Origin of the sequence: Salipiger sp. PrR002 (assembly GCF_010500775.1) — a bacterium.
Taxonomy (GTDB): Bacteria; Pseudomonadota; Alphaproteobacteria; order Rhodobacterales; family Rhodobacteraceae; genus Salipiger.
The window spans coordinates 24643-49278 of record NZ_JAAGOU010000021.1 but is presented as its reverse complement, the minus strand read 5'-3'; the positions used below and the strand labels follow the sequence as shown (position 1 = coordinate 49278).

The window sequence follows — 24636 nt, the reverse complement described above, 5'->3', positions numbered from 1 at the left end:
TCGCCTCAGAGCGCCATCAGCTTGTCGAAACGCTCGATCCACGCGCGGCGGTTGGCGGCGACGAAGGCCCAGTCGGGGCTGTAGATCTGCACGCCCTCGGGGATCACCGCGCCCGCCTTGACCGTGGTGTTGGCGGGCACCGAAGAGGCGAAATCGGCGATGGCCGACTGCATCTTCTCGCCCAGCATCTCATTCACATAGGCCTCGGCCAACTCCGGGTTCGGCCCGCCCTTCACAAGGCAGATGCCCGACGGCATGGCGAAGATGCCTTCCTTCGGCGCGGCCAGATCGACCGGCACGCCTTCGGATTTGCGCGGCAGCGTGTAGGACGAGAAATTGCCCGACAGCAGCGTGATCTCGCCCTGCTCCAGCAAGTTGAAGGCTTGGCTCATGGTCGAATAGACCGACAGCAGGTTGGGCTTGAGCTCCTCGAGCTTGGTGAAGGCAGCGTCGATCTCGTATTGCGCTTCCGAGAACGGCTTGCCCGAGCCCAGCATCGCCGCGACAAAGAGCGTCCACATGCCTTCGGTGTTCTGCAGCGAGGGGATGATCACCTGTCCCGCGTTGGCGGGATCCCAAAGCGCGTCCCACGACGGCACGCCCTCGGAATAGTCGGTGTTATAAGCCACGCCCGCCCAAGGCTGGACGTAGTTGCACCACATGCCGTCCATATGCACCGCATCGCCGCGCAGGTCGGTCATATTGGGCACGGCCTCGGCGGTGATCGGGGTCAGCAGATCGGCCTCGACCGCTTGGATCATCACCGGGTCGTCCATCTGCACCACCGACAGATACGGCTGGTCCTTGTTCGAGGCCATCTTTTCAAGGTTGACCGAGGATTTGGTGCCCTCGAACAGAATATCCGCGCCGATCGCCTCTTTCATATGAGGCACGACGATCTCTTCCATCCACGCGGTGTGCGATCCGGCACAGCCGATCACCAGTTCAGAGGATTGCGCGCGCAGCAGCGCGGGCGTGGCCAGCGTTCCGGCGGCGGCAAAGGCCGAGGTCTTGAGCAGCGAGCGGCGGGTGAGGCCACGGTGCGTGAGGCGGGTCATGGGCGTTCCTTCTCTGTCGGTTGCAAGGCGCGTTGGCCAAAGGGTTTGGCTGGTGAAAAGGGCCGGTTCTGGCGCCGACCTCAAATGGGATGCCATTTGACTTACGCAGGATTTCTGGCCCTCTGGCGAGAGATACGGCATGAAAATCGCATAATTTCTCAAAACGACCAAAGTTTGTGCGGCTGAACTGCACCCCTGCCCGGCCTGCAGGCTAACCGCGAAGCCAAATGGCATCCCATTTTACGGAAAGCCAGTACGCAGCGACTCGCGCCCGCCGGTCAGCGGGTCGGGGCAACCATGTTGGGATGTTTCGTGAACGCGGGCGAAAGGGGCCTAACCCTCCCCGTCCTCCAGAACGGCCGCGAAGGTCTCGCCGGTGTGCTGGAGATGCTGGCGCCAGACCTGCGCCGCCGCCACCGCGTCGCCGCTGCGCAGGGCCTCCATCAGCGTCTCATGCTCTTGCACCGATTGCGCCAGACGGTGGGCGCTGTGGATCGCCATGAACCGGCCATAGCGCGCCCGCGCAATCAGCCGCTTGTGCGCGTCATGCACGATGGGATTGCCGCAGTTCTCGACAATAAAATCGTGGATCGCAGAATTGGTGTCGAAGTAATCGGTGTGGTTGCCCAGCTTGTGAAACACCATCATCTGCGCGTGCAGGTCCTCAAGCTCGTCCAGCAGCGCGGGCGTGATGGTCCGTGCGAGGCGCTCGGCGGCAAGGCTTTCGAGCGAGGCAATCACCTCGAAAAGCTGCACCGCCTCTTCGGCGCTGCATTGCACCACCTGCGCACCCTTGTTGCGCGAGATCTCGATCAGCCCGTCCTGATGCAGCAGCTTCAGCGCCTCGCGCACCGGCGTGCGCGACAGATCCAGTTCCGCCGAGATGCGCCGCTCCACCAACCGAGAGCCGGGCGGGTACTCGCCTTTGACGATACGATCGCGAAGCACTTCGGCCACCCATTGGGCAATCGCAGTCGGCGAGTCCGTGACCGGGGGAACGGCGGTCAGTTCGGGAAGAGGCTGGCTCAAGGCAAAGTGTCTCAGACAAGTAATCCTGTGGCATTCCATTTTGCCCATGCCGCAGGGCGATGCAACCAAATCACGCGCATAGCGCGGAGCCGCCGACCCGGTCATCGCACACGTCCCGGCGTAAAAGCGCCCGCAACCATTTGATTCGCCACAACCTCGCCGATCCGGGCCCTCCTCGGATCCAGATCGCTTAAATTATGCAAATTTGGCATTCCATTTGCTCAATAAGGCGACAGCGCCGAGCGCGGCAAAGAAATTTCGGCGCAATTTCCCTCTCGTCCGCCGCGGATCGGCTCAGGCTGATCTCAGCGCAGAGAGGGCACACTGCCCGCTGAACCACTGACATAAATGCCATATGGCAGTGTTCGCTCCTCTTCTTCTGGTTGGCGTGCCGAGAAAAATTGTCATGGACGATTTGGCCCGGCCTGCCTGAACGAAAGACCGCCCGCCACTTTGTCCGTGCCCAACAGAGAGGACAAAGACATGTGCGAACGTTGCGGAAACACCTATCACAACATCCAGATGGCCAGCCGACGCGGCTTTCTCAAAGGCAGTGCCGCCGCTGCGGCCAGCCTTGCGCTGCCCGCCGGGCTGATGGGCGCCTCCGAGGCCGCCGCCGCCGGGATGACCACCATCAAGGCCACCCACGGCGCGGGCCTGTGCAACCTCGGCATCTTCCTCGCCAAAGAGCGTGAACTGGCCAAGGACGACGGCGTCGAGCTTGATTTCGTCGTGACCCCGACCACCACCGATGTGGTCACGCTCTTCGGCGCGGGCATGGTCGACGTCTCGGTCATCCCCTATTCCAACTTCATCACGCTGGTCGATGCCGGGGCGCCGGTGCGCATCGTCGCGGGCGCGGGTGTCGAGGGCTGCATCTTCGTCGGCGCCGAAGGCATCACCTCGGCCGAGGATCTCAAGGGCAAGACCATCGGCACCTTTCAGGCCGACACGCTCGAAGTGCTGCCCTATGACTATCTGACCGCCGCGGGCATGTCCTTTGCCGATGTCGACGTGAAATATTTCAACACCTCGCCCGAGCTTGCCGCCGCCTTCATCAATGGCGCGATCGACGCGGTCTGCCACATCGAACCCTATGCCACGCAATGTCTGCAGGAGCGCGCGGGCGCCTCGGTGCTGTCGGACGGGCTGGATGTCTACGGCAAGGGCTATTCGGACTGCGTGCTGGCCGCGCGCATCCCGCTGCTGGAAGAGAACCCTGACGCGGTGAAAGCGGTGATCAAGGCGATGATGACCGCGCAGTTGCAGTCCGAGCAGGACACCGACAAGGCGCTCGAGGACACGGTGGGCACCTACTACAAAACCTCGCTCGAGGCGCTGAAGCTGGCCCAGTCGCGCCAGCCGGTGATGATCGACCAGCGCAACAATACCGAGTTCTTCGTCGAACGTTCGGCCTCGATGCAGGCCATGGGTTACGTCAAGAACACGCTTCCAGCCGAGGCCGTTGACTGGACGCTTCTGGAAGAGGTGATCGCCGAGAACGGCGACCTCTACGAGCAGCTCGCGCTCAAGACCGCCTGAAGACCCCATTGAGCCAAGAATGAGCACAGGAGCCTCCCATGAGCGACGGAACCATGAGTGACGAGAGAAAACTATCCGCCCCAACGCGTCCGCCCGCGGGCCGCAATCTGGCCCGCAAACTGGCCCCGGCGCTGTGGTCTCTCGCCTCGCTCGCAATCTTCGTGGGCTTGTGGGAGCTCGCATGGTGGCGGGGGTGGGCAAACCCTCTGCTGCTGCCGCCACCGCATATCTTTCTGGCCAATCTGCCCGACCAGTTCCGCTTTTTCGACCCCAACGGCCAGCGCGCCGGGGCGCTCAGCCAAGGCGGATCCTTCTGGTCGGTGCTGGGGGTCATCGGCTGGACCTCGCTGCGGGTCACCGCAGGGCTGGGGCTGGGCTTTATCATGTCGCTGGGGATCGGGCTTGCGATCCGCTACTTCCGCATCTTCGGCAATCTGATGCTGCCGATGGTCACTATGCTGGCACCGATCTCGCCGGTGGCATGGATCCCGGTCGCCGTTTTCGTCTTCGGCATCGGCAACCCGCCCGCGATCTTTCTGGTGTTCATCGCCATCTTCTTCGTGATGACGCTGGCGACGCTGTCGCTGATCGACAGTGTGCCCAAGAACTACATCCAACTGGCCAAGATCATGGGCTGCTCGAAACGGCAGATCTACCGCCATGTGATCCTGCCCGCGATCCTGCCCGACCTTTTCGTCACCCTGCGCATGAACCTTTTCGCCGCGTGGATGGTGGTGCTCATCGCCGAGGCGGTGGGCGTCGGCTCGGGCCTCGGTCAGGTCACCATGCTGGCGCGCAACACGTTCAACGCCAGCCTCGTCTTCTTCACCATGACACTTATCGGGATCACCGGCTTTGCCTTCGATCAGGCGCTTCGCTACGTGCAGCGCAAGGTCCTTTGGTGGGTCGGTCCCAGCCCCGTGGGAGGGGTGTGACCCATGCTCGGACTGTCCATCAAGAACGTCTCGAAAACCTGGAACCCGGACGGCCCCGAGCCGGTCCCCGCTGTCCGCAACCTCACACTCGATGTGGCGCTTGGCGAGTTCGTCGTGCTGCTCGGGCCCTCAGGCTGTGGCAAAAGCTCGCTGCTCTATATCGTCGCCGGGCTCGAAGACGCCACGCAGGGATCTGTCACCTTCGACGCTCTGGAGATCACCGAACCCTCGCCCGAACGCAGCCTGATCTTTCAGGAAGCCTCGCTTTATCCGTGGCTGACGGTGAAGGACAATATCACCTTCGGTCTGCGCATCGCTGGCAAGTCGCCGCGCGAGATGGATGAGGCCGCCGAGCGGCTGCTGCGTCTCGTCGGCCTGGTCGGCGCGGGCAACAAGCGCCCGCATGAGCTGTCCGGCGGGATGCGCCAGCGCGCCGCGCTGGCACGGGCGCTGGCGATGAAACCCAAGGTGCTGCTGATGGACGAGCCCTTTGCCGCGCTCGACATCCAGACCCGCGCCCGGATGCAGAAACATCTGCTCGATGTCTGGGAAAGCTCGGGCGCTTCGGTGCTGCTGGTGACCCACTCGATCGACGAGGCGCTGGCGCTGGCCGACCGCATCGTCGTCTTCACCGCGCGTCCCGGCCAGATCAAGGCCGAGATCCGCCTCGATCAGGCCCGCCCACGCGACCTGCGCAGCCCCGAAATGACCGACCTCGCGCGCCGCTGCGAAGCGCTGCTGGCCGAGGAAGTGGAAAAATCCTTCAAGGAACAGGAATTCTCGTGAGTATCGAAATCGTCACCGCCCGCTGGATCGTTTCGGGCGCAAAGGATGATGTCTCGCCCGATATCATCGAAAACGCGGCACTGGCACATGAAGACGGCATCATCCTCGCCGTCGGTCCCGCCGCCGAGATCACCGCCGCCTATCCCGATGCCAAGACCACGGATTACCCGCATCACCTGATGATGCCGGGGCTGGTCAACAGCCACCACCACATCGGCCTGACCCCGCTGCAGCTGGGCGCGCCCGATTACGCGCTGGAACTGTGGTTCGCCGCGCGGCTGTCGATGCGCAAGATCGACCCCTATCTCGACACGCTGTTCTCGGCCTTCGAGATGATCTCTTCGGGCGTCACCACAGTGCAGCATATCCAAGGCTGGGCCACCGGCGATCTGGAGCAGGTCAAAGCCTCGGCGGGCGGTGTGCTGAAAGCCTATGAGACGGTGGGGATGCGCGCCTCTTACTGCTACGCGGTGCGCGAGCAGAACCGGTTCGTCTACGAGGCCGACGAGGATTTCTGCCGCCGCCTGCCGCCCGAAGCCGGGCGCGCCATGGCCGAGCACCTCGGCCAGCAGAAGATGAGCTTTGCCGAATATATGGCGCTTTACGAGCATCTGCGCGACAGCAACGGCAATTCGCGCGCGCGCATTCAGCTTGCCCCGGCGAACCTGCACTGGATGACCGACGACGGGCTTTTGGCGATGAAAGAGCGCTCGGACGCCGACGGTGTGCCGATGCATATGCACCTGCTCGAGACCGCCTATCAGAAGGAATACGCCTTCAAGCGTACCGGCACGACCGCTGTCAAACATCTCGAAAAGCTCGGACTTCTCGGCCCGAAGCTGACCCTTGGCCACGGCGTGTGGATGACCGAAGAAGACCTCGAGATCTGCGCCGGAACCGGCACCTGCGTGTGCCACAACTGCTCGTCCAACTTCCGCCTGCGCTCGGGGATGCTGCCGCTGATGGAGCTGCGCAAGCGCGGCATCGTGGTCGGCATGGGCATCGACGAGGCAGGCATCAACGACGACCGCGACATGCTTCAGGAAATGCGTATGGCGCTGACCGTGCACCGCGTGCCGGGCATGGATCACAGCGCCGTGCCGACGCCGACCGGCGTGCTGCGCATGGCCTCCGAACATGGCGCGCTGACCACCGCCTTCGGTGCCGAGATCGGACGTCTCGATCCGGGGCGGCGCTTCGATGCGGTGGTGCTCGATTACGACAGCGCCACCTATCCCTATCAGGACCCCGACATCGCCCCGCTCGACGCGCTCATCCACCGCGCCAAATGCAAGGACGTGCATGAGGTGCTGATCGACGGCGAAGTGATCTACCGCGACGGCAATTTCACCCGCATCGACCGCGCAGAGGTCCTGGCGCAGATCGCCGAGGCGCTGGCCAAACCGCGCGACGAAGAAGAGCAGCACCGCCACTGGCTGCGCGATCAGGTCTTTGGCGAGGTCGAAAACTTCTACGACGGCTATATCACCGGCACCGCCCCGCGAACGCCCTTCTACAACCGCTCCTCCCGCGACTGACCCGGAGCCCGAGAGGACAGACCATGCCCGAAACCCTCTTTCGCAACGTGCGCCTGCTTGATCTGCAGGCGCATGACGGACTGACCGCGCCCTGCGATCTGCTGGTGCGCGATGGCCGTATCGCCGAGATCGGCGCCCCCCAGCCCGCGCCCGATGCGGCGGTGGTCGAGGGTCGCGGCGATCTGCTGATGCCCGGCCTCGTGAACGGCCATTTCCACTCGTCGGTCAATCACATGAAGGGCCGCCTGCCGTCGCTGCCGCTCGAGATTTTCATGCTCTACGAGTGCCCCGAACTCGAGGTGCTGCGCCCCACCCCGCGCGAAGCCTATCTGCGCACCATGCTTGGCTGCATCGAGATGCTGAAGACCGGCACCACCTCGGTGCAGGACGATTGCTTTTTCGTGCCCGAGCCGACGCCCGAGATCATCGACGCGGTGGCGCAGGCCTATCTCGACAGCGGGATGCGCGCCCGGCTGGCGCTGGATCAGCCGGAGGTGCCGGAACTCGACAAGCTGCCGTTCCTGCGCGACCTGCTGCCTTGCGAGTTGCGTGCACCGCTCGAACAGCCCTCACCCTGCCCCGCCCCGCGCCTGCTGGAGCTTTACGATCACCTCCTTGGCCAATGGCATGGCGCCGAAGGTGGACGGCTGAAGGCGGCGGTCTCTTGCTCGGCACCGCAGCGCGTGACGCCCGAGTATTTCGCCGCGCTCGACGACCTGAGCCAGCGCCACGACCTGCCGTTCTATGCCCATATGCTCGAGACCAAACTGCAGCGGGTCTATGGCGAGGAGTGCCTCGGCGGGCGCTCGCTGGTGCGCTACACGGCGGATCTGGGGTTTCTGTCCGAGCGGATGAACGTGATCCATGCGATCTGGGTCGATGACGCCGATCTCGACCTCATCGCGCAAAGCGGCGCAAGCGTGGCCCACAATCCGATCTCGAACCTGCGCCTCGGCAGCGGCATCATGCGGTGGCGCGACATGCTCGGAAGGGGCATCCCGCTCTGCCTCGGCGTCGATGAGGCCATCGCCGACGACGCGATCAACATGTGGAGCGTGATGAAAACCGCCGCGCTGGTGCACACGCTGGACCGTCCGCGCTATGAGGATTGGCCGATGGCACCCGAGGTGCTGCGCGCCGCGACCGAAGGCGGCGGACGGGCGATGCGCGAGCCCGGTCTGGGCACGCTGGGGATCGGCGCGCCTGCGGACCTCAATCTGCTGGACCTCAGCGCCCTGCCCTTCGTGCCGCTCAACAACCTGCCCCGGCAGTTGGTGCATTGCGAATTGGGCCAATCGCTTCGGATGACCATGGTCGCCGGAGAGATCGTCACCGAGAAGGGCCGCCTTCTGCGGGTCGACGAGGCGGCGCTTCTGGAGGAGGCTGGCGCGCTCTTTGCAGGCAAGCGCGCCCAGATGGACCGCGCCGATGCGCAGGTGGCGCGTTATCTGCCCGCCTATCGCGCGATGTACGACATGGCCTCGGCGCGGGACGTGGGGCTGCGGCGGCGGCTTGGCTGAGGGCGCGCGCATCTTGCCCGATAGGCCGCCGCGCGGCATCATGGTGCTCCGCTGATCCGGAGATCTCGCCGATGCCACTGCCAGCTTCTTCGCGCCGCCGCGCCGTGCTGATCGCGGGCCTGCTTTGTGTGGGAGCGGTCGGGCCCTGCGTTGCCGATGATCCCTCCCCCGGCGGGCAGGCATGGTCCGACACCTGCGCAAAGTGCCACCGCAGCACCGAGGCGATCGCCTATGCGCTGCCCGATCCCGACGACCGCGCGGGAAAGGACCGGCTGAACCGCTTTCTGGCCATGCACCACGCCCCCGATGACGAGGCGCGCGCCGCGCTGGTCAACTGGCTGGCGGATCAGGCCAGCCAGTAAAGCAGCACCAGCCCCAGAACCGACCCGAGCAGCGCCGCAAACCCCGTCAGCCGCAGCCGATCCTTCACCGAACTCGGCCCGGCCCCATAGCTGAAACGCTCGTAGTCGATGCAACTCAGCGGCACGCCCATTTCCAGCGCGCTGTCGGCCACGAGGGTCATCATCGCGCCCGGCCCGCAGATCATCACCTCGCAGGCCGAGGGCTCCAGCCCCTCCATGGCTTTCTCGAGCAGGGCGGCGTTCATCGGCCCGCGCAGCAGCCGCAACTCGGTCACATCTTCGGCCCGGTCCGATACCAGCATCGGCGTGACGCCAAGCGCGGCGCAGGCGGGCTGATACAGCTCGGGCGGCACCATCGCCCCGGCGCTGCGGGCGGCATAGACAAAGCGGACCTGCCGCTGACTGCGGCTGCGCGCCAGATGGCTCAGGATCGACAGGATCGGCGCGATCCCGACGCCGCCGGCCACAAGGATCAGCGGCCCCTCCCCGCGCGGCACGAAACTGCCGTGCGGCGCATCCATCGACACTGCGGTGCCCGCAGGCAGCGCGCCGATGCCATCGGTGAAATCCCCGGCCTCCTGAATAAGAAACCGCAGGCCGTCTTCCCCCGGCGCAGAGGCGATGGAAAACGGATGGTCATGCAGCGGCAGCCGCTTTGCGCCGAACGCCAACCACGCGAACTGCCCCGGCTCGAACGCCAGCGCGGCCCCTTGCGGCGGCGCCAGACGCAGCAGCCACAGACGCTCGGCGACGTGGCGGTTTTCGGCGATGGTCCAAGGCGCGGCACCGCGCCGGACCAGACGCCGGGCGTAGACCGAGACCGCAGGCAGGCAGACCGCCAGCGCCAGCCCGATCCAGAGCAGGGCCGTTCCCATGCCCCTCAGGCCATCGCTCAGCACATGCCAGAGCAGCGCCGCGACCAGCCCCAGCGCGCCAAGCGCATGACCCGCCCGCCACAGCTGATAGCGCATCGGCAGCCGGTCCCGCAGCAGCGCCAGCGCGACCACCAAGGCCAGCAGCCCCAGCGCGATCCGCGCATCCCACAGCCCCGGCCCCGAGAGCACGAAGTCGATCCTCCGCGCGAGCCGTCCGGGGCGGTCGGGGTCGGGCAGGCCGATGAAGGCCAGCACATGCACCAGCGCCAAAAGCAGCGCCAGCGGCGCCGCCCATTTGTGAAACGCCATGGTCACATCAATGCCGATGCGGCCCGAGATCGCCTCGAACCGCCCACTGGTCACCATCTGCGCCAGAACCATGACCGCCGCCGCGATACCGCAAGCCGTCGCCAGCCGCATGGCACCTTGCCAATGGCCGGGCTCGGAAAGCAGCGCCACAAGCATCGGCAGCGCGACCAGCCCGGCGTAGAGACAGGCAAGCACGCGGGGCGGCAGGCCGCGGCGTTTGGAACGGTCTTGGGGCATGGCGCTTTTGGCTCCTTTGTCCAAAGCTTAGCGCGGCCCGCGCAGCGAAGACTTGATGCGGATCACAAGCGGGGGCGGAAACTCTCCGCCGCGCGTGTTTTTCCCGGCGGGGGCGATCATCCCGGGCGCACAGGCTTTCTCGGCGTGCTGAAAACTCGGCGTGTCGGCGCAGCGAACGCCGGTTCTGCAAGCAGTGTCTGCGCGGCGGAGGGAAATCTTGCACAAGTTCGGACTTAAACCTCGGAGCGCCCGAAGATTTATTCTTCACTTACCTTAGCCGCAGGCGCTTGGGGGTCGCTCCGGGATGCCCGCCGCGCCGCTCCCGAAATAGCCATCCGGGCCCAGCATGTTGAACGTCCGCCAGATCGAGGCCTTCAAGGCCGTCATTGAAACCGGCACCGTCAGCCGCGCCGCCTCGCGTCTCTGCGTCTCGCAGCCCGCGATCAGCAAGATGCTGCAGAACCTCGAGTATGACACCGGGCTTGCCCTGTTCGAGCGCAGCCCGGGCCGGGTCCGCCCCACCGGCGACGCGCTGCTCTTGTTCGAAGAGATCAACCGGCTCTATCGCGGCCTCGACCGGATCGAGATAGCCGCCTCGGATATCCGCAACATGAAGGGCACGATGCTGTCGGTCGGGGTGATGCCCGCGCTGTCGACCGGCTTCATTCAGGACCTCGTGATGGAATACCAGAGCAGCAACAGCGCCGCGCGACTGGCGCTACATGCGCGCAGCACGGTCAAGATCGTCGACATGCTGATTTCCGGCAGCCTCGACATCGGTGTCTCGTCCCATCCCATCGACGATCCCGAGATCGAGCATATCGCGCTCGACAGCCGCCCCTATGTCTGCGTGATGCCGCGCGGCCACCGGCTGGCCGAACGGCCCGCGCTTTGCCCGGCGGACCTCGAAGGCGAGCGCTTCATCAATTTCACCCCGACCTCCGATCTGCGCGCTCAGGTGGATGAGCTGTTCACCCGCGCCGGGGTGCAGCGCGACATCATCACCGAAGCCTCGATGGCCCCCAGCATCTGCGCCATGGTGGCGCGCGGTCTGGGCGTGGCGCTGCTCAACCCGCTCTACCTTGGGGCTTTCTCGGAACTGGTGGTCTGCCGCCCCTTCGCGCCCACGGTCAGTTCCGAGGTGCGGCTGCTGCTGCCCCGCCACCGCCCGCGCACCAGTCAGGTGAAGCGCTTTGTCGAACTGGCGCTGGCCCACGCCGAGAGCCTCGGCCCCGCGCTGGCCCCGCCCCCCGCCAGCGCCACAAAGACCGCCGCCGAGTTGCGCTGACCTTCCAGACACCTGCGACCCCAAAGCCCCCGCCCCAAAAGCGGGGGTTTTTCGGTTATGACCGCGCCGCGCCCCATAACCTGAGTTCGATGCATACCTATTATTTGGAATTTGACCCTACGGGCTGCGGCATCTCATCCTGACCCCATCAGAACCAATTGAAATCATTAGGCTGCAGGCGCGCTGATCCCCGCCTTGCGGCAACGGGAGAGCTTGGCTTGCAGGTCACCCAGTTCATCATCCGCCGTCTCATCTTCTCGGTGATCTTGCTCATCGGCGTCAGCGTCATCGTCTTTGCGCTGGTCAACGCCGTGGGCAATCCGATCGAAATCCTCCTTGCCGAACGGCCCGGCATCAGCCAGCAGGCCATCGACCAGATGACCGCCTATTACGGGCTCGATCAGCCGGCGGTGACCCGCTACCTGATCTGGGCCGGAAATCTGCTGCAGGGCGATTTCGGCACCTCGATCATCTACAACCAGCCGGTCTGGGAGATGATCACGGTCTGGGGCGCCGAGACCATGAAGATACAGGTCCCCGGCATCCTCATCGCGCTGGCCATCGCCACGGTGATGGCCGTGACCGCCGCCGTGCGCCAGTACAGCAAGACCGACTTCGGGGTCATGGCCAGCGCCATGCTCGGCCAGTCGCTGCCCGCTTTCTTCGTCGGCATCCTGCTGATCCTCATCTTCTCTTACTGGCTGGGCATCTTCCCCTCATACGGCGCCTATTCCATGCGCGCGCCGCTCTGGGGCAGCCCGACGCTCGACGCGCTGTGGCATATGGTGCTGCCGGTGGCGATGCTGACCTTCTTCAACACCGCCGCGCTGACGCTGCTGATGCGCTCGAACCTCGTGGACATCCTGCGCCATGACTTCGTCACCGCCGCCCGCGCCAGCGGCCTGCCCGAGCGGCGCATCATCTACGGCCACGCGCTGCGCAACGCGCTGATCCCGGTGCTGACCTATCTGGCGATCCTCTTCGGGCTGATGCTGGGCACCGCTCCGGTGACCGAGGCCGTCTTCACGTGGCCCGGTGTCGGCTACCTCTACATCAACGCGATCCAGCAGCTCGATTACCCGGTGATCCTCGGCGTCACCATGGCGATCTCGGTGATGCTCGTGCTGGCCACGCTGCTCACCGACATCGCCTACGTGCTCATTGATCCCCGCATCAGACTGGACTGACCCCATGGCCTCGATTGATCCTCTCACCCCAGCCGCGAGCCCCAAGGCGGCACGGCCCGAGATGCCGCGCGGCATGTGGGCACAGGGCTGGTCGCGCTTCCGCCGCAACCGCACCGGCATGCTGGGTCTTGTGCTGGTGAGCTTCGTGGTGCTGGTGGCGATCCTCTCGCCGCTGATCGCGCCCTATTCCGCCGACGACCAGTCGGCGATGCTCAACTTCGGCTCGCGCGCCGCCCCCAGCCTCGCGCATCCCTTCGGCACCGACCGTATGGGCTATGACGTTTTCACCCGCGTGGTCTATGGCGCGCCGACGGCGCTGGCGGTGGGGCTCGGCACCATGCTGGTCGCCTCGGTGCTGGGGCTGCTGATCGGCGGCATCAGCGGCTATGTCGGCGGTTGGGCCGACGAGGTGATGATGCGCATCACCGAGTTCTTCCTCGTGCTGCCGGTCTTCGTGGTCATCCTCGCGGTGGTCCGGCTCTTCGGGGTGATCGTGGTCGGCACGCCGCTTGAAGAGATCCCCTATCTCAACCTCAGCACCATCGTCGTGCTGCTTGGTCTCTTCGGCTGGCCGCCCATCGCACGCATCGCCCGCGCCGAGTTCATGCGCCTGAAAAGCATGGAGTTCGTCGAGGCCGCCCGCTGCATCGGCGCCACCCGCAGCGACATTCTGATGCGCCACATCCTGCCCAACGCCATGCCGTCGCTGGTGGTGATTATCGCGCTGGGAATCGGCTCGGCCATCCTGTCGGAAGCGATGGTCAGCTTCCTCGGCTTCGGCGACCCCGAGGCGATCAGCTGGGGCCAGCTTCTCTATTTCAACTACGAGAACCTCAAGGTCTCGCCCTGGGCCTCCATCGCCCCGAGCGCGGCGATCTTCATCACGGTTCTTGGTTTCAACCTTCTTGCAGATGGGCTGTCCGATGCTTTCAACCCCCGCGTCAAATGATCCCCTGTCCCGTGACCCCTCCCGCGATCCCTCCGGTGATCCCGCACCCGGTGCCGCGCCGCTGCTCGAGGTGCGCGGACTAAGCGTCAGCTTCGGCAAGGGCGCAAGCGCGGTACCCGCGGTGATGGGTGTCGATCTCGCCGTCGGGCGGCAGGAAACACTCTGCCTTGTCGGCGAAAGCGGCTCGGGCAAATCCGTGACCTCGCTTTCGCTGATGGGGCTGCCGCCAGCGGGCGCGCAGGTGACCGGCGGACAGGTGGTCTTCGAGGGCGAGGATCTGACCCGCAAATCCGCAAAAGCCATGGGCCGCGTGCGCGGCAAGCGCATGGCCATGGTGTTCCAGAACCCGGCGCATTCGCTCAACCCGATCCTGACCATCGGCAAGCAACTGGGCGAGATCTACGCATGGCACTCCGGGGCGGGCCGGCTCGAGACGCGCGAGCGCGTCGGCTACCTGCTGCGGCAGGTCGGCATCACCGATGCCACCAGCCGCCTGAACCAGTTCCCGCACGAGCTGTCCGGCGGCATGAAACAGCGCGTCTGCATCGCCCGCGCATTGCTCTGCGATCCGGCGCTGATCCTCGCCGACGAGCCCACCACCAACCTCGACGTGACCATTCAGGCACAGATCCTCGACCTTCTGGATGAGATCAAAGAGCGCTTTCACACCTCGATCCTGCTGGTCACCCACGACATGGGGGTGGTGGCGCGCATGGCCGACCGGATCTCGGTGATGTACTCGGGCCGCATCTGCGAGAGCGGCGCGGCGCGCACGGTCTTTCGCGACCCTCAGCACCCCTACACCCGCGCGCTGCTCGACAGCACGCCGCGCATCGACCAGCGCTATGAGCAGGGCGCGCAGAGCCTGCCTGCGATCGGCGGCAAGCCCCCGAACCCGGCGGAGCGGCCCAGCGGCTGCCAGTTCAACCCGCGCTGCGGCGAAGCGCAGGAGGACTGCCGCCGCCACCTGCCGAAAATGACCGCCAGCGGGCCCGGCCATGCCGTCAGTTGCCTGCGCCGCGGCTCGCTGATCGAGGAGGACGCCGCATGACCGCCCCCTTCGCCATCCCCGATCCCGACCTGCTCACCGTGCGCGGGTTGCAGAAGCTCTACCCGGTGACCAAACGCGGCCTCTTTCGCAGCCGCCAAACCGGGGTGATCCGCGCCGTCGACGAGATCTCCTTTTCCGTGGCGCGCGGCCAGACCCTTGGCCTCGTGGGCGAGTCCGGCTGCGGCAAGTCGACCACCGCGCGCTCGATCCTGCATCTGATCGGTGCCAGCGGCGGAGAGGTGCTGCTCGGCGGGCAGGACCTGCTGGCGACGCTGGGCGGCGACGACCGCAAGGCCGAACTGGCCATGCGCCGCCGCGTGCAATACGTCTTTCAGGACCCCTATATGTCGCTCAACCCGCGCTGGACCATCGCGCAAACGCTGTCCGAGCCGCTGCGGGTGCACGCGCTGCTGCCGCCCGCCGCATGGCGCGCGCGGGTGCTGGAACTGCTGGAACTGGTGGGGCTGGAGCCGCATCACGCCGACCGCTACCCGCATGAGTTCTCGGGCGGCCAGCGCCAGCGCGTCGGCATCGCCCGCGCGCTCGCCGTTGACCCCGAGCTGCTGATCCTCGACGAGCCGGTGTCCTCGCTCGACGTCTCGGTGCGGGCGCAGATCCTCAACCTGCTGGCGCGGCTGCAGGCGGAACTGGGGCTGACCTATCTCTTCATCTCGCATGACCTCAGCTCGGTGCGGTTTCTCAGCACCCGCGTCGCGGTGATGTATCTGGGAAAGATCGTCGAGATCGCCGATGTGGACACGCTCTTCGAGGCGCCGCGCCATCCCTACACCCGCGCCCTGCTGAGCGCGATCCCGGTGCCAGATCCCGACCGGCCCGCCGCGCGCAACACGCTGCGCGGCGAGATCCCCAGCGCCATGAACATGCCCGCCGCCTGCCGGTTTCACACCCGCTGCCCGCGCGCCAGCGCGGTCTGCGCCGCGCATGAGCCGCCGATGAAGACCCAGCGCGGCCACGCGCTCGCCTGCCACCACCCGCTGAACGAGCCGGCCCCGGCCGAACCGCTCGGCCCCGAAAGTTAAGCCACCACAGTTAAGCCACGACCATAACGCACCAACAGGGACCAGAACCGACATGCAAGTGAACCAGACACGCAGAAACTTCCTGAAGACCACCGGCGCCGCCGCAGCGGCACTGGCCGGGTCCGCACCGGGCATGGGCCGCGCCGCGGCCCCCTTCTTCAAGATGTATATGATGATCCCCAACAACCAGCCCGCCCGGATGATCTGGGGCACGCTGGCGGCGCAGCAGATCTCGAAGCTGGGGATCGACGTGCAGTCGAGCTATGTGCCGTGGTCGGTGATCACCCCGCGCCGCACCAATGGCGAGGGCAAAAGCCACGCCGAGGGCGGCTGGGACGCCTATCTCGAGCGCTATTACTACAACTCGATCACCCCGATGCCGAACAACCTCTTCTCGTCCACGGCCTTCCCGCCGAACGGGCAGAACTACTATTACGTCAACGACGAAGAGATTGACGCCTCGCTCAAGGATTACGCCGCCGCCCGCGAAGAGGGCCCGCGGATGGAGGCGATCCACCGCTTCGAAAAGCGCTGGTACGACATCCAGCCGATGACCATCCTGTTCTACCCCGAGGATGTGATCGCCACGAACCCCAAGCTCTCGGGCTTTACCGGCACCACCTTCAACCCGGTGTTCTTCCCCGATCCGCACAACTGGACGATCGAAGGGGCCGAGGGCGGTGCCACCGCCGCCTTCGCCTCGTGGCAGCCGCCGCAGAACCTCACCCCGATGTACACCGGCGGCTATTCGGACTCGAACGTCTTCGGGCCGGTGTTCAACCGCCTTTACGAGTATAAAGACTGGGAAACCAAAGAGATCGCCCCGGCGCTGGCCACCGGCCACACCATGTCGGAGGACGGCAAGCAATGGGTCATCTCGCTGCGCGAAGGCGTGAAGTGGCACAGCGGCGAGGAGTTCACCGCCGAGGATGTGATCTTCACTTGGAAGATGATCATGGACCCGGCCTATGCCTCGGCCTTCAACGCGCCCTTCGTCGAGATCTTCGGCTCGCCCGATGCCTTCAAGGCCACCGGAAAATACGAGGTCACCGTCGATCTGCCCGCCTTCACCATCCAGTTTGAACATTGGGTGATGAACGCCATGCAGGTGATGCCCAAGCACGTTCTGGAAGGCATTGCGCCGGGCGATCTGCGCGCCCATCCGTTCAACACGTGGAACGGCAGCTATGAGGTCACCCTGTCCGACGGCTCGACCTATACCGCCGAAGGCGGCGTCGGCACCGGGCCGTGGGTCTGTCAGGGGCAGGACCAGATGCGCAAGGCCTTCGTCTACGCCAAGAACGCCGACTACTGGCAAGAGACACCCGGCAACGTCGAGACCTTCTACGTGGTCAACATCCAAGGCTCGGACGCGGTGCTGTCGGCGCTGAAATCGGGCGAGATCGACGCGCATGACCCGATGTATGACATCGGCTCGCTGGTCGACACGATCGACCCCTCGTGGGGCAAGGTGCAGACCTACGACAGCTATAAGTGGCAGCACGTCTGCTACAACTTGCAGCACCCGGTCTTTGGCACCGGCGTCGATACGCCGCTTGGCCGCGAGGACCCGTCGCGCGCCGCCGAGGCTGCGGCCTATGTGCGTCAGGCCTTCAGCCACGCCATGCCGCGCGAGCAGATCGTGCAGGAGATCGCCAGCGGCTTTGGCGCGCCGGGTACGGTTCCCATGCCCTTCACCGCGCCGGAATACGCCAAGGAACTGCTCAAACCCATCGAGTACGACCTCGAGATCGCGCGCGATTTCATGACCAAGGCTGGCTACGTCTACTGACCCCGGCCCGCAGCGACCTGCCCCGGGCGCCTTGCCGCGCCCGGGACCTCGACCAAGGCACAGCCCTGGACACATCCCCGTAAGGAACGGATCCAAGAGATGACTGACAAAAAGATGCGGCTCGGCCTGTCGATGCGTGGCGTCGGCTATCACCCCTCTGCGTGGCGTCACCCCGATGTGCCGGCCAATGGCGCCAGCGAGATTGAGCATTTCCACACCGTCGCCAAACATGCCGAGCGCGGCAAGATCGACATGATCTTCTTTGCCGACGGCGCGGGCGTGCGCGCCAAGGACACCCCCAAGGGCTCACTGGCCCGCCTCGGCCATTACATCACCGACATCGAACCCACGGTACTGCTGGCCTCGATCTCGGCGGTGACCACGCATCTGGGCCTCGTGACCACGGCCTCCACCGCCTATAACGAGCCCTACAACCTCGCCCGCCGCTTTGCCGGGCTCGACCTGATGAGCCATGGCCGCGCGGGCTGGAACGTGGTCGCCTCGTGGTCGAACGAAGAGGCCAAGAACTTCGGTCTCGAACAGGTGCGCGACTACACCGAACGCTATGAGCGCGCCGCCGAGTTCGTCGAGGTGGTCACCGGCCTCTGGGACAGTTGGGAAGAAGACGCCTTCCCGCTCGACAAGGCCTCGGGGCTGTTCTTTGACGAGACGAAGATGCACCGGCTCAACCACGAGGGAAAACATTTCCGCGTGCGCGGGCCGCTGAACGCGCGCCCCTCGGAGCAGGGCCGTCCGATCTTGGTGCAGGCGGGCAATTCCCCCGCCGGGCGCGACATCGGCGCCAAGCACGCCGAGGTGATCTATACCGCCGCGCGCAGCGTCGAAGAGGCGCTGGAGTATTACGCCGACATGCGCGAGCGGCTGGCCAAATTCGGACGCCCCGCCGATGCGCTGCGGGTGATGCCCGGCTTCCGCACCTACATCGGCGAGAGCCGCGAGGAGGCGCAGGAGAAATTCGAAATGATGCAGGAACTGATCGAGCCGGTGGTCGGCCTGTCGTTCCTTGCCGACACCTTTGGCGATCTCTCGGGGCTGCCGCTGGACGAGCCGATCCCCGCCGATTTCAAACCCTCGGGGGACAATGAAAGCCTCAGCGGCTGGGCCGACCGGCTGATCGCCAGCGCCCGGCAAGAGGGCAAGACGATCCGCGATCTCTATCTCGAGCAGGCCGGACAGGCATCGAGCAATTACATCGGCACCGCCGCCGACATCGCCGACGTCATGGAAGACTGGTTCCACAAGGGTGCCTGCGACGGCTTCAACCTGACGGTGCCGCATCTGCCCGGCGGCGCTGCGGATGTGGCCGACCTGCTGGTGCCCGAACTGCAGCGGCGCGGGCTTTTCCGCACCGAATACGAAGGCCGCACCCTGCGCGAGAACCTCGGGCTGCCAGCGCATGTGAACCGCTACACCGCCGCTCGTGAGCGCGAGACCACAATGGCCTGACGACCCACGAAAATTTCTTCCCAACTGCCTTCCGGCGCTACGCCGGGGGGCTTTTTTGTCAGCTGACAATTTCACGCGCGCCGGCGGCCGGGCAAGACGAAAAGAGCGGGCCCGAAGGCCCGCCCTCTCGGCGCCGGGGACGGGAGCAGCCCCCAAGGCGACCATCAATGCATCTGCCGCGCTCAGTGCGAGACGGCGATCGCTTCTTCGGATTCCGAACTCTCCGAAACGCGGCCCGCCAGCGGGTTGGGCTTGGCCTCCAGCCCCAGCCGTGCACGCAGCGTGCCACCCTCATATTCGCTCTGCGCCAGTCCGCGCCGACGCAGTTCCGGCACCAGCAGGTTGATGAAATCCTCTGCGCCGCCGGGCATATAGGGCGCCATAAGGTTCCAGCCGTCGCAGGCGCCATCTTCGAACCAGTCCTGCATCACGTCGGCGATCTGCTCGACGGTGCCGCAGCAAACGTTGTGGCCCGAAGAGATCGAGATCTCCTCATAGACCTGACGGATGGTCATCGGGGTCTCGCGCAGGCGGCGCTCCCATTGCTCGATGGCGCTTTTGACGCCGTTCGACTCCGGCAGCGGCAGCGGCACCAGCTCGTCGGGATCATAAGCGCTGAGATCGCCGAACATCTTCGAGATCAGCTGCAGCCCGACCTCCGGGTGGACCAGCGCCTTCAGCGCGTCGAGCTTGGCCTGCGCCTCTTCCTCGGTGGCGCCGATGATCGGCATGATGCCCGGCATGATCATAACCTGCGCCGGATCACGACCCGCCGCGGCAACCCGCGCCTTCATGTCGGCGTAGAACTCCTTGGCGATCTCCTTGTCCTTCTGGCCGGTGTAGATGATGTCGGCGATACGCGCGCCCAGCTCGCGCCCCGGACCCGAGCCGCCCGCCTGCGCGATCACCGGATAGCCCTGCGGCGAACGCTCGAGATTCAGCGGGCCGCGCACCTGATAGTGTTTGCCCTTGTGGTTGAGCAGATGCATCCCCTCGGGGCGGAAATAGCGGCCCTCGTCCTTGTCGCGCACGAAGGCATCATCGTCCCAGCTGTTCCACAGGCCGGTGACCACATCGAAGAACTCATTGGCGCGCTCATAGCGCTCGGAATGCTCCATGAGCGTGTCGCGGCCAAAATTCATCGCCTCTTCTTCGCTCCAGCCGGTGACCACGTTCCAGCCCGCGCGCCCGTCCGAGATATGATCCAGCGAGGCAAACTTGCGGGCCAGCGCATAGGGCTCGTTGTAGGTGGTCGAGGCGGTGCAGATCAGGCCGATGCTCTCGGTCACCGCCGACATGGCGGCCAGCAGGGTGATCGGCTCGAAGCGGTCGATATGGCCGTGGCGGCTCAGTTCCTCGGCATCCTTGTGCGGGATGCGCACGGCGGCACCGTCGGCAAGGAACATGAAGTCGATCTTCTGCGCCTCGGCCTGCTTGATGATCTTGGCGTAGCCTTTGAAATCATTGGCGATACCGGCGTTGGCATCGGGGTGGCGCCAGCCCGAGTTATGGCCGCCGTTCTGCACCATGTTAATGCCGATCTTCATGCGGCGTTGGGTCGTGGACATCTTCGTCTCCTTTCCCGGCCTGCACCGGGATATCTTTTGGGATGTTTTGGTCAGTTGTCAGTCGGGACCGGCTGCGCGCCGGCAAGCGGGTAATGGCACAGGCACCCCGCGGGGCCGGTTTCGGCGCGCGGAGTGGCTTCGACGCAGAGGCGCGGCACACTGCGGCCTGCCACCTCTTGGCGCGATGCGGGATCGATCCGCGCGGCGATCACGCGCGCATGCGGGCAGCGGGTGTGAAACGCACAGCCGGTCGGCAGATCGAGCGGGCTGGGGATATTGCCCTCGAGCAGCACCACCTCGCGATTGCGCTCCACCTCCGGGTCCTCGCCCGCCACCACCGACAGCAGGCTCTCGGAATAGGGGTGGCGCGGGCTGTCGCAGATCTGCCGGGCCGGTCCCTGCTCGACGAAGCGCCCGAGGTACATCACCCCGGTGCTGTCGGCGAAATGGCTGACCAGCGCGAGATCATGAGTGATGATCACATAGGTCAGCCCGAGCCGCTCTTGCAGTTCCACCAGCAGGTTGATGATCTGCGCCTGGATCGACACGTCGAGCGCGCTCACCGGCTCGTCGAGCACGAGGATCTCGGGCTCGAGGATGATCGCCCGGGCAATGGCGACGCGTTGGCGCTGGCCCCCCGACAGCTCATTGGCAAAGCGCCCGAGGTGCGCCACGCTCAGCCCCACCTGCCGGATCACCCGCTCGATACGGGCGCGCTGATCGTCCTTGCCGCCCTTGATGCCATGCACCACCAGCGCCTCGCGCAGCACGTCATAGACGCGCATCCGCGGGTCGATCGAGGCGCGCGGATCCTGCAGCACCAGTTGCACCCGCCGCCGCAGTTGCCGCCGCTCGCGCGGGGTGAGGCCGGACAGCTGCTGCCCGCAAAGGGTCACCTCGCCCGCGGTCATCTTCACCAGCCCGACGATTGCCCGCGCCAGCGTGCTCTTGCCCGAGCCGGACTCCCCGACGATGGCGTAGCAGCCGCCGCGCGGCACCGAGAAGCTGACGTTCTGCACCGCGCGCACCACCTTGGTGGCGCCGGTGCGGAAGAAGGATTTGTTCACCGGGAAATCGACGCTGAGGTTGCGCACGTCCAGCACCACATCCGCGCCGGTTTGGACCTCTTGCTGCATGTCCTTGGGCATCTCAGGCTTCCTCTTCTTGCGCGAAGTGACAGGCCACCGAGGCCGCGCCGCAGCTCTGCAGGTCCGGCGCAATGGTCATGCAGGGCGCCCGGCCCTTGGCCCGCGCGCAGCGCGGCGCAAAGCTGCAGCCCTCGGGCAGACGGCCCAGCATCGGCGGCTCGCCCGAGATCGCCGGAAGCAGCCGGGTCGAGCCATCGTGGCGCAGCTTCGGCGTCGAGTTGCGCAGGGCGCGGGTGTAGGGGTGGCGGGCGTTGCGGAACACCTCGTCCACCGGCCCGACCTCGACGATGCGCCCGGCGTAGATCACCGCCACATCGTCGGCATAGCGCGCCACCAGCCCCAGATCGTGGGTGACCAGCATCATCGCCATGTCGCGCTCTTTCTGCATCTTGCGCAGCAGCGTGAGGATCTGCTGCTGGATGGTCACGTCGAGCGCCGAGGTGGGCTCGTCGGCCAGCAGGATCTCGGGCTCCTGCGCCAGCGCGATGGCGATCACGATGCGCTGTTTCATCCCGCCCGAGAACTGGTGCGGATAGGCCGAGAGGCGGCTTTCTGGATCGGCGATCTGCACCGCCTTGAGCAGGTCGATGGAGCGGGCGCGCACCTCTGCGGCGCTGAGGCTGGTGCCCGAGGTCAGCGCCTCGGCCAATTGCGCGCCGATGGTCATCACCGGGTTGAGCGCGCTTGCGGCATCCTGAAACACCATGCCGATATGGCGGCGACGCAGGTCCTGCACCTCTTTGCCCGACAGATGCGCGGCGGATTTGCCCGCGATCTCCAGCTCACCGCCCGAGACCACCGCCTGCCCGCGCGGCAGCAGGGTGCCGACGGCGCGCAGCAGCGTGCTCTTGCCCGAACCGGACTCGCCGACCACCGCCAGAGTGCGCCCGCGGCGCAGCGCGAAATCAACCCCGCGCACCGCCGGAAGCTGGCCGCGCTCGGTGAGATAGGAGATCTCCAGATCGCGTCCCAGCGCGGCGGCATCGCTGGCCACCCCGAGCCGCGCCTTGGCCTCGGCGGCGCTCTCACGCGGGGTGGCGGGCAGCGCCTTGCCGCCGGAGATCAGCCGCGCCAGCATCCCCTGCCCCTTGCGGCGCTTGGCGGCGGTGGGGTCGTAGATGTTGCGCAGCTCCTCGCCCAGCAGGTTGAACCCCAGCGCCGAGAGCGCAAGGAAGAGGCCCGGGAAGGTCGCCATATAGGGGTGGCTGCGAATGTAAGAGCGGCTCTCGCCCAGCATGGTGCCCCATTCGGGTTCCGGCGGCTGGGTGCCGAGGCCGAGAAAGCTGAGGCCAGAGGCGTTGAGCAGCGTCGAGGCAAACAGCAGGCTGCACAGGGTCACGAGGATGCCGCCCATATTGGGCAGCACGTGCCGCGCCATCACCCGCAGCGGCGAGCAGCCGAGCGAGACACTGCCTTCAACGAAGGGTTCCGACAGGGTGCTCATCGCCACCGCGCGGGTGGTGCGGATGAACACCGGGATCGACACGATGCCCACCGCGAGGATCACGTTCCACGTGCTCGGCCCGAGGATCGCCACGACGGCAAGCGCAAAGACGATGTCGGGGAAGGACAGCATGATGTCGACGCCGCGCATCAGCAGCTGGTCGAAGGTGCCGCGCACATAGGCTGCGGCCAGTCCCAGCGGCACGCCGATGACGAAGGCCACCGCCACGCCGCCGACGCCGATGCCCAGCGACGAGCGCGCGCCGACAAGGATGCGGCTGAACACGTCGCGGCCCAGCTGATCGGTACCGAACCAATGCGCCGCCGAGGGCGGCTGCAGCGTCGCCATGAAATCCTGTTTGTAAGGATCGAGCGGCGCCAGCCAAGGACCGAAGAAGGCGAGGAAGGTCAGCACCGTCACCAGCGCGAGGCCGATGGCGCCCTTGGGCGAACTGGCGATGCGGCGCAGGGTCTTGAGCCTTGGATGCAGCAGCGTCTGCCGCAGCAGCCCTTGCCGGGCGCCGGTCTCGGCGCCGCCGGGGATATCGTCTGTGGTGGATGTCATTGTCATGAGGTCTGCCTGTCAGGCGGCCGCGTAGTCGCGGGTCCGCGGATCGAGCCACTGGCCGAGCAGGTCGGTCGCAAGGTTGATGAGGACGAAGAACACCGCAAAGAGCAGCACGCAGTATTGGATCACCGGATAGTCGGAACTGCCGACCGCGCTGACCAGAAGCCGCCCCAGTCCGGGCACGCCGAACACCGTCTCGGTCACCACCGAGCCGCCCAGCATGCCGCCGAATTGCACCCCGGCGACGCTGACCGCGGCCACCAGCGAGTTGCGCAGCGCGTGGCGCAGGATCACCGTGCGTTCGGCCAGCCCCTTGGAGCGGGCGGTGTCGAGGTAATCCTTGCCCATCACCTCCAGCAGGTTGGCAGTGACAAGCCGGCTGAAGAGCGCGGCGGGCCGTGTCGCCACCACCAGCACCGGCAGCACATAATGCGCAGGTGTCGCCGCTCCGGCTGCTGGCAGCCAGCCCAGCGTCACGGCGAACAGCCAGATGCACAACAGCCCCAGCCAGTAGATCGGCATCGAGATGCCCGCGAGCGTCAGCACGGTGACGGTGGCGTCGAACCACCCGCCCTGCCGCAGCGCGCAGATCACCCCGGTGACCACCCCGAAGGCAAGGCCGATAACCAGCCCGCCGACGGCGATGATCAATGTCTTGGGCAGCCGCTCGGTGATTTCCTGAACCACCGGGCGGCTGGTGCGGTAGGAGGTCGCCACCTCGGGATCGACCACGCCGCGCAGGAACAGCGCGTAGCGCTCGAACGGCGGGCGGTCGAGGCCGAGGTGATGCCGGATATCGGCGATCTCCTCGTCGGTGGCCATGTTGCCCGCAAGCTGCGCGGCCGGGTCTCCGGGGATCAGGGCCACGAACCAGAAGGCCAGCAGGCTGACAGCGAAGAGGGTCGGGACCGCGACGAGAAGTCTCTTGAGAACAAACATGGCCG

Annotated in this window: 20 protein-coding genes; 13 read left to right on the top strand and 7 right to left on the bottom strand. The window is 65.9% G+C overall.

What is annotated here, in order from left to right:
- Nucleotides 1-5 precede the first annotated feature (5 nt).
- The gene (locus G0A00_RS18410; RefSeq protein WP_164183265.1) at nucleotides 6-1058 is read right to left on the bottom strand and encodes an extracellular solute-binding protein; all 1053 of its coding nucleotides are present in this window, start codon (nucleotides 1056-1058) and stop codon (nucleotides 6-8) included.
- Nucleotides 1059-1391: 333 nt separating this feature from the next.
- A complete protein-coding gene (locus tag G0A00_RS18405) occupies nucleotides 1392-2087 on the bottom strand; it encodes a GntR family transcriptional regulator (protein WP_235953166.1) in 696 nt (231 codons plus the stop codon).
- Between the two features lie 483 nt (nucleotides 2088-2570).
- Here G0A00_RS18405 and G0A00_RS18400 point away from each other — a divergent pair, with 483 nt between their 5' ends.
- From G0A00_RS18400 to G0A00_RS18375, 6 genes are all read left to right on the top strand, one after another.
- On the top strand, nucleotides 2571-3629 hold the full coding sequence (locus G0A00_RS18400) for an ABC transporter substrate-binding protein (RefSeq protein ID WP_164183267.1): 1059 nt from the start codon (nucleotides 2571-2573) through the stop codon (nucleotides 3627-3629).
- 38 nt (nucleotides 3630-3667) lie between these two features.
- Nucleotides 3668-4564 carry an ABC transporter permease gene (locus G0A00_RS18395; protein ID WP_157374386.1) on the top strand — a complete coding sequence of 299 codons (897 nt, stop codon included), beginning with the start codon at nucleotides 3668-3670 and terminating at the stop codon, nucleotides 4562-4564.
- Nucleotides 4565-4567: 3 nt separating this feature from the next.
- Nucleotides 4568-5350, top strand: coding sequence for an ABC transporter ATP-binding protein (locus G0A00_RS18390; RefSeq protein ID WP_164183269.1), 783 nt, complete (start codon nucleotides 4568-4570; stop codon nucleotides 5348-5350).
- Nucleotides 5347-6888: an amidohydrolase family protein gene (locus G0A00_RS18385; protein WP_164183271.1), complete on the top strand. Its 1542-nt coding sequence runs from the start codon at nucleotides 5347-5349 to the stop codon at nucleotides 6886-6888. Before G0A00_RS18390 ends, G0A00_RS18385 begins: the two co-directional genes overlap by 4 nt.
- A gap of 23 nt (nucleotides 6889-6911) precedes the next feature.
- Complete coding sequence (locus tag G0A00_RS18380; protein WP_164183273.1) at nucleotides 6912-8408, top strand: amidohydrolase family protein; 1497 nt, start codon at nucleotides 6912-6914, stop codon at nucleotides 8406-8408.
- Nucleotides 8409-8479: 71 nt separating this feature from the next.
- Complete coding sequence (locus G0A00_RS18375) at nucleotides 8480-8770, top strand: hypothetical protein (RefSeq protein ID WP_164183274.1); 291 nt, start codon at nucleotides 8480-8482, stop codon at nucleotides 8768-8770.
- On the opposite strand, the gene G0A00_RS18370 is transcribed toward G0A00_RS18375, so the two are convergent.
- Complete coding sequence (locus tag G0A00_RS18370; protein ID WP_164183275.1) at nucleotides 8755-10191, bottom strand: ferric reductase-like transmembrane domain-containing protein; 1437 nt, start codon at nucleotides 10189-10191, stop codon at nucleotides 8755-8757. The genes G0A00_RS18375 and G0A00_RS18370 overlap by 16 nt on opposite strands.
- Before the next feature lie 346 nt (nucleotides 10192-10537).
- On the opposite strand from G0A00_RS18370, the gene G0A00_RS18365 reads away from it, so the two are divergent.
- From G0A00_RS18365 to G0A00_RS18335, 7 genes are all read left to right on the top strand, one after another.
- Nucleotides 10538-11479: a LysR substrate-binding domain-containing protein gene (locus tag G0A00_RS18365; RefSeq protein ID WP_164183276.1), complete on the top strand. Its 942-nt coding sequence runs from the start codon at nucleotides 10538-10540 to the stop codon at nucleotides 11477-11479.
- Between the two features lie 218 nt (nucleotides 11480-11697).
- A complete protein-coding gene (locus G0A00_RS18360) occupies nucleotides 11698-12666 on the top strand; it encodes an ABC transporter permease (RefSeq protein ID WP_066111858.1) in 969 nt (322 codons plus the stop codon).
- Nucleotides 12667-12670: 4 nt separating this feature from the next.
- The gene (locus tag G0A00_RS18355) at nucleotides 12671-13615 is read left to right on the top strand and encodes an ABC transporter permease (protein ID WP_164183277.1); all 945 of its coding nucleotides are present in this window, start codon (nucleotides 12671-12673) and stop codon (nucleotides 13613-13615) included.
- Nucleotides 13590-14666: an ABC transporter ATP-binding protein gene (locus G0A00_RS18350; RefSeq protein WP_164183278.1), complete on the top strand. Its 1077-nt coding sequence runs from the start codon at nucleotides 13590-13592 to the stop codon at nucleotides 14664-14666. Before G0A00_RS18355 ends, G0A00_RS18350 begins: the two co-directional genes overlap by 26 nt.
- The gene (locus G0A00_RS18345) at nucleotides 14663-15706 is read left to right on the top strand and encodes an ABC transporter ATP-binding protein (protein WP_164183279.1); all 1044 of its coding nucleotides are present in this window, start codon (nucleotides 14663-14665) and stop codon (nucleotides 15704-15706) included. Before G0A00_RS18350 ends, G0A00_RS18345 begins: the two co-directional genes overlap by 4 nt.
- 52 nt (nucleotides 15707-15758) lie before the next feature.
- Nucleotides 15759-17498 carry an ABC transporter substrate-binding protein gene (locus G0A00_RS18340; protein WP_164183334.1) on the top strand — a complete coding sequence of 580 codons (1740 nt, stop codon included), beginning with the start codon at nucleotides 15759-15761 and terminating at the stop codon, nucleotides 17496-17498.
- Nucleotides 17499-17597: 99 nt separating this feature from the next.
- The gene (locus tag G0A00_RS18335; protein ID WP_164183281.1) at nucleotides 17598-18965 is read left to right on the top strand and encodes an LLM class flavin-dependent oxidoreductase; all 1368 of its coding nucleotides are present in this window, start codon (nucleotides 17598-17600) and stop codon (nucleotides 18963-18965) included.
- 182 nt (nucleotides 18966-19147) lie between these two features.
- Here the strand turns inward: G0A00_RS18335 and G0A00_RS18330 are convergent, their stop codons facing one another.
- The 4 genes from G0A00_RS18330 to G0A00_RS18315 are packed head-to-tail and all read right to left on the bottom strand — an operon-like array spanning nucleotide 19148 to nucleotide 24631.
- Entirely contained in the window at nucleotides 19148-20533 is a 1386-nt protein-coding gene (locus G0A00_RS18330; RefSeq protein WP_164183282.1) for an LLM class flavin-dependent oxidoreductase, read from the bottom strand.
- A gap of 50 nt (nucleotides 20534-20583) precedes the next feature.
- The gene (locus G0A00_RS18325; RefSeq protein ID WP_164183285.1) at nucleotides 20584-21681 is read right to left on the bottom strand and encodes an ABC transporter ATP-binding protein; all 1098 of its coding nucleotides are present in this window, start codon (nucleotides 21679-21681) and stop codon (nucleotides 20584-20586) included.
- 1 nt (nucleotide 21682) lies between these two features.
- A complete protein-coding gene (locus G0A00_RS18320; RefSeq protein ID WP_164183287.1) occupies nucleotides 21683-23695 on the bottom strand; it encodes a dipeptide/oligopeptide/nickel ABC transporter permease/ATP-binding protein in 2013 nt (670 codons plus the stop codon).
- 12 nt (nucleotides 23696-23707) lie between these two features.
- Nucleotides 23708-24631, bottom strand: a complete 924-nt coding sequence (locus G0A00_RS18315; RefSeq protein WP_066111844.1) for an ABC transporter permease — start codon at nucleotides 24629-24631, stop codon at nucleotides 23708-23710.
- Between the last annotated feature and the right edge of the window lie 5 nt (nucleotides 24632-24636).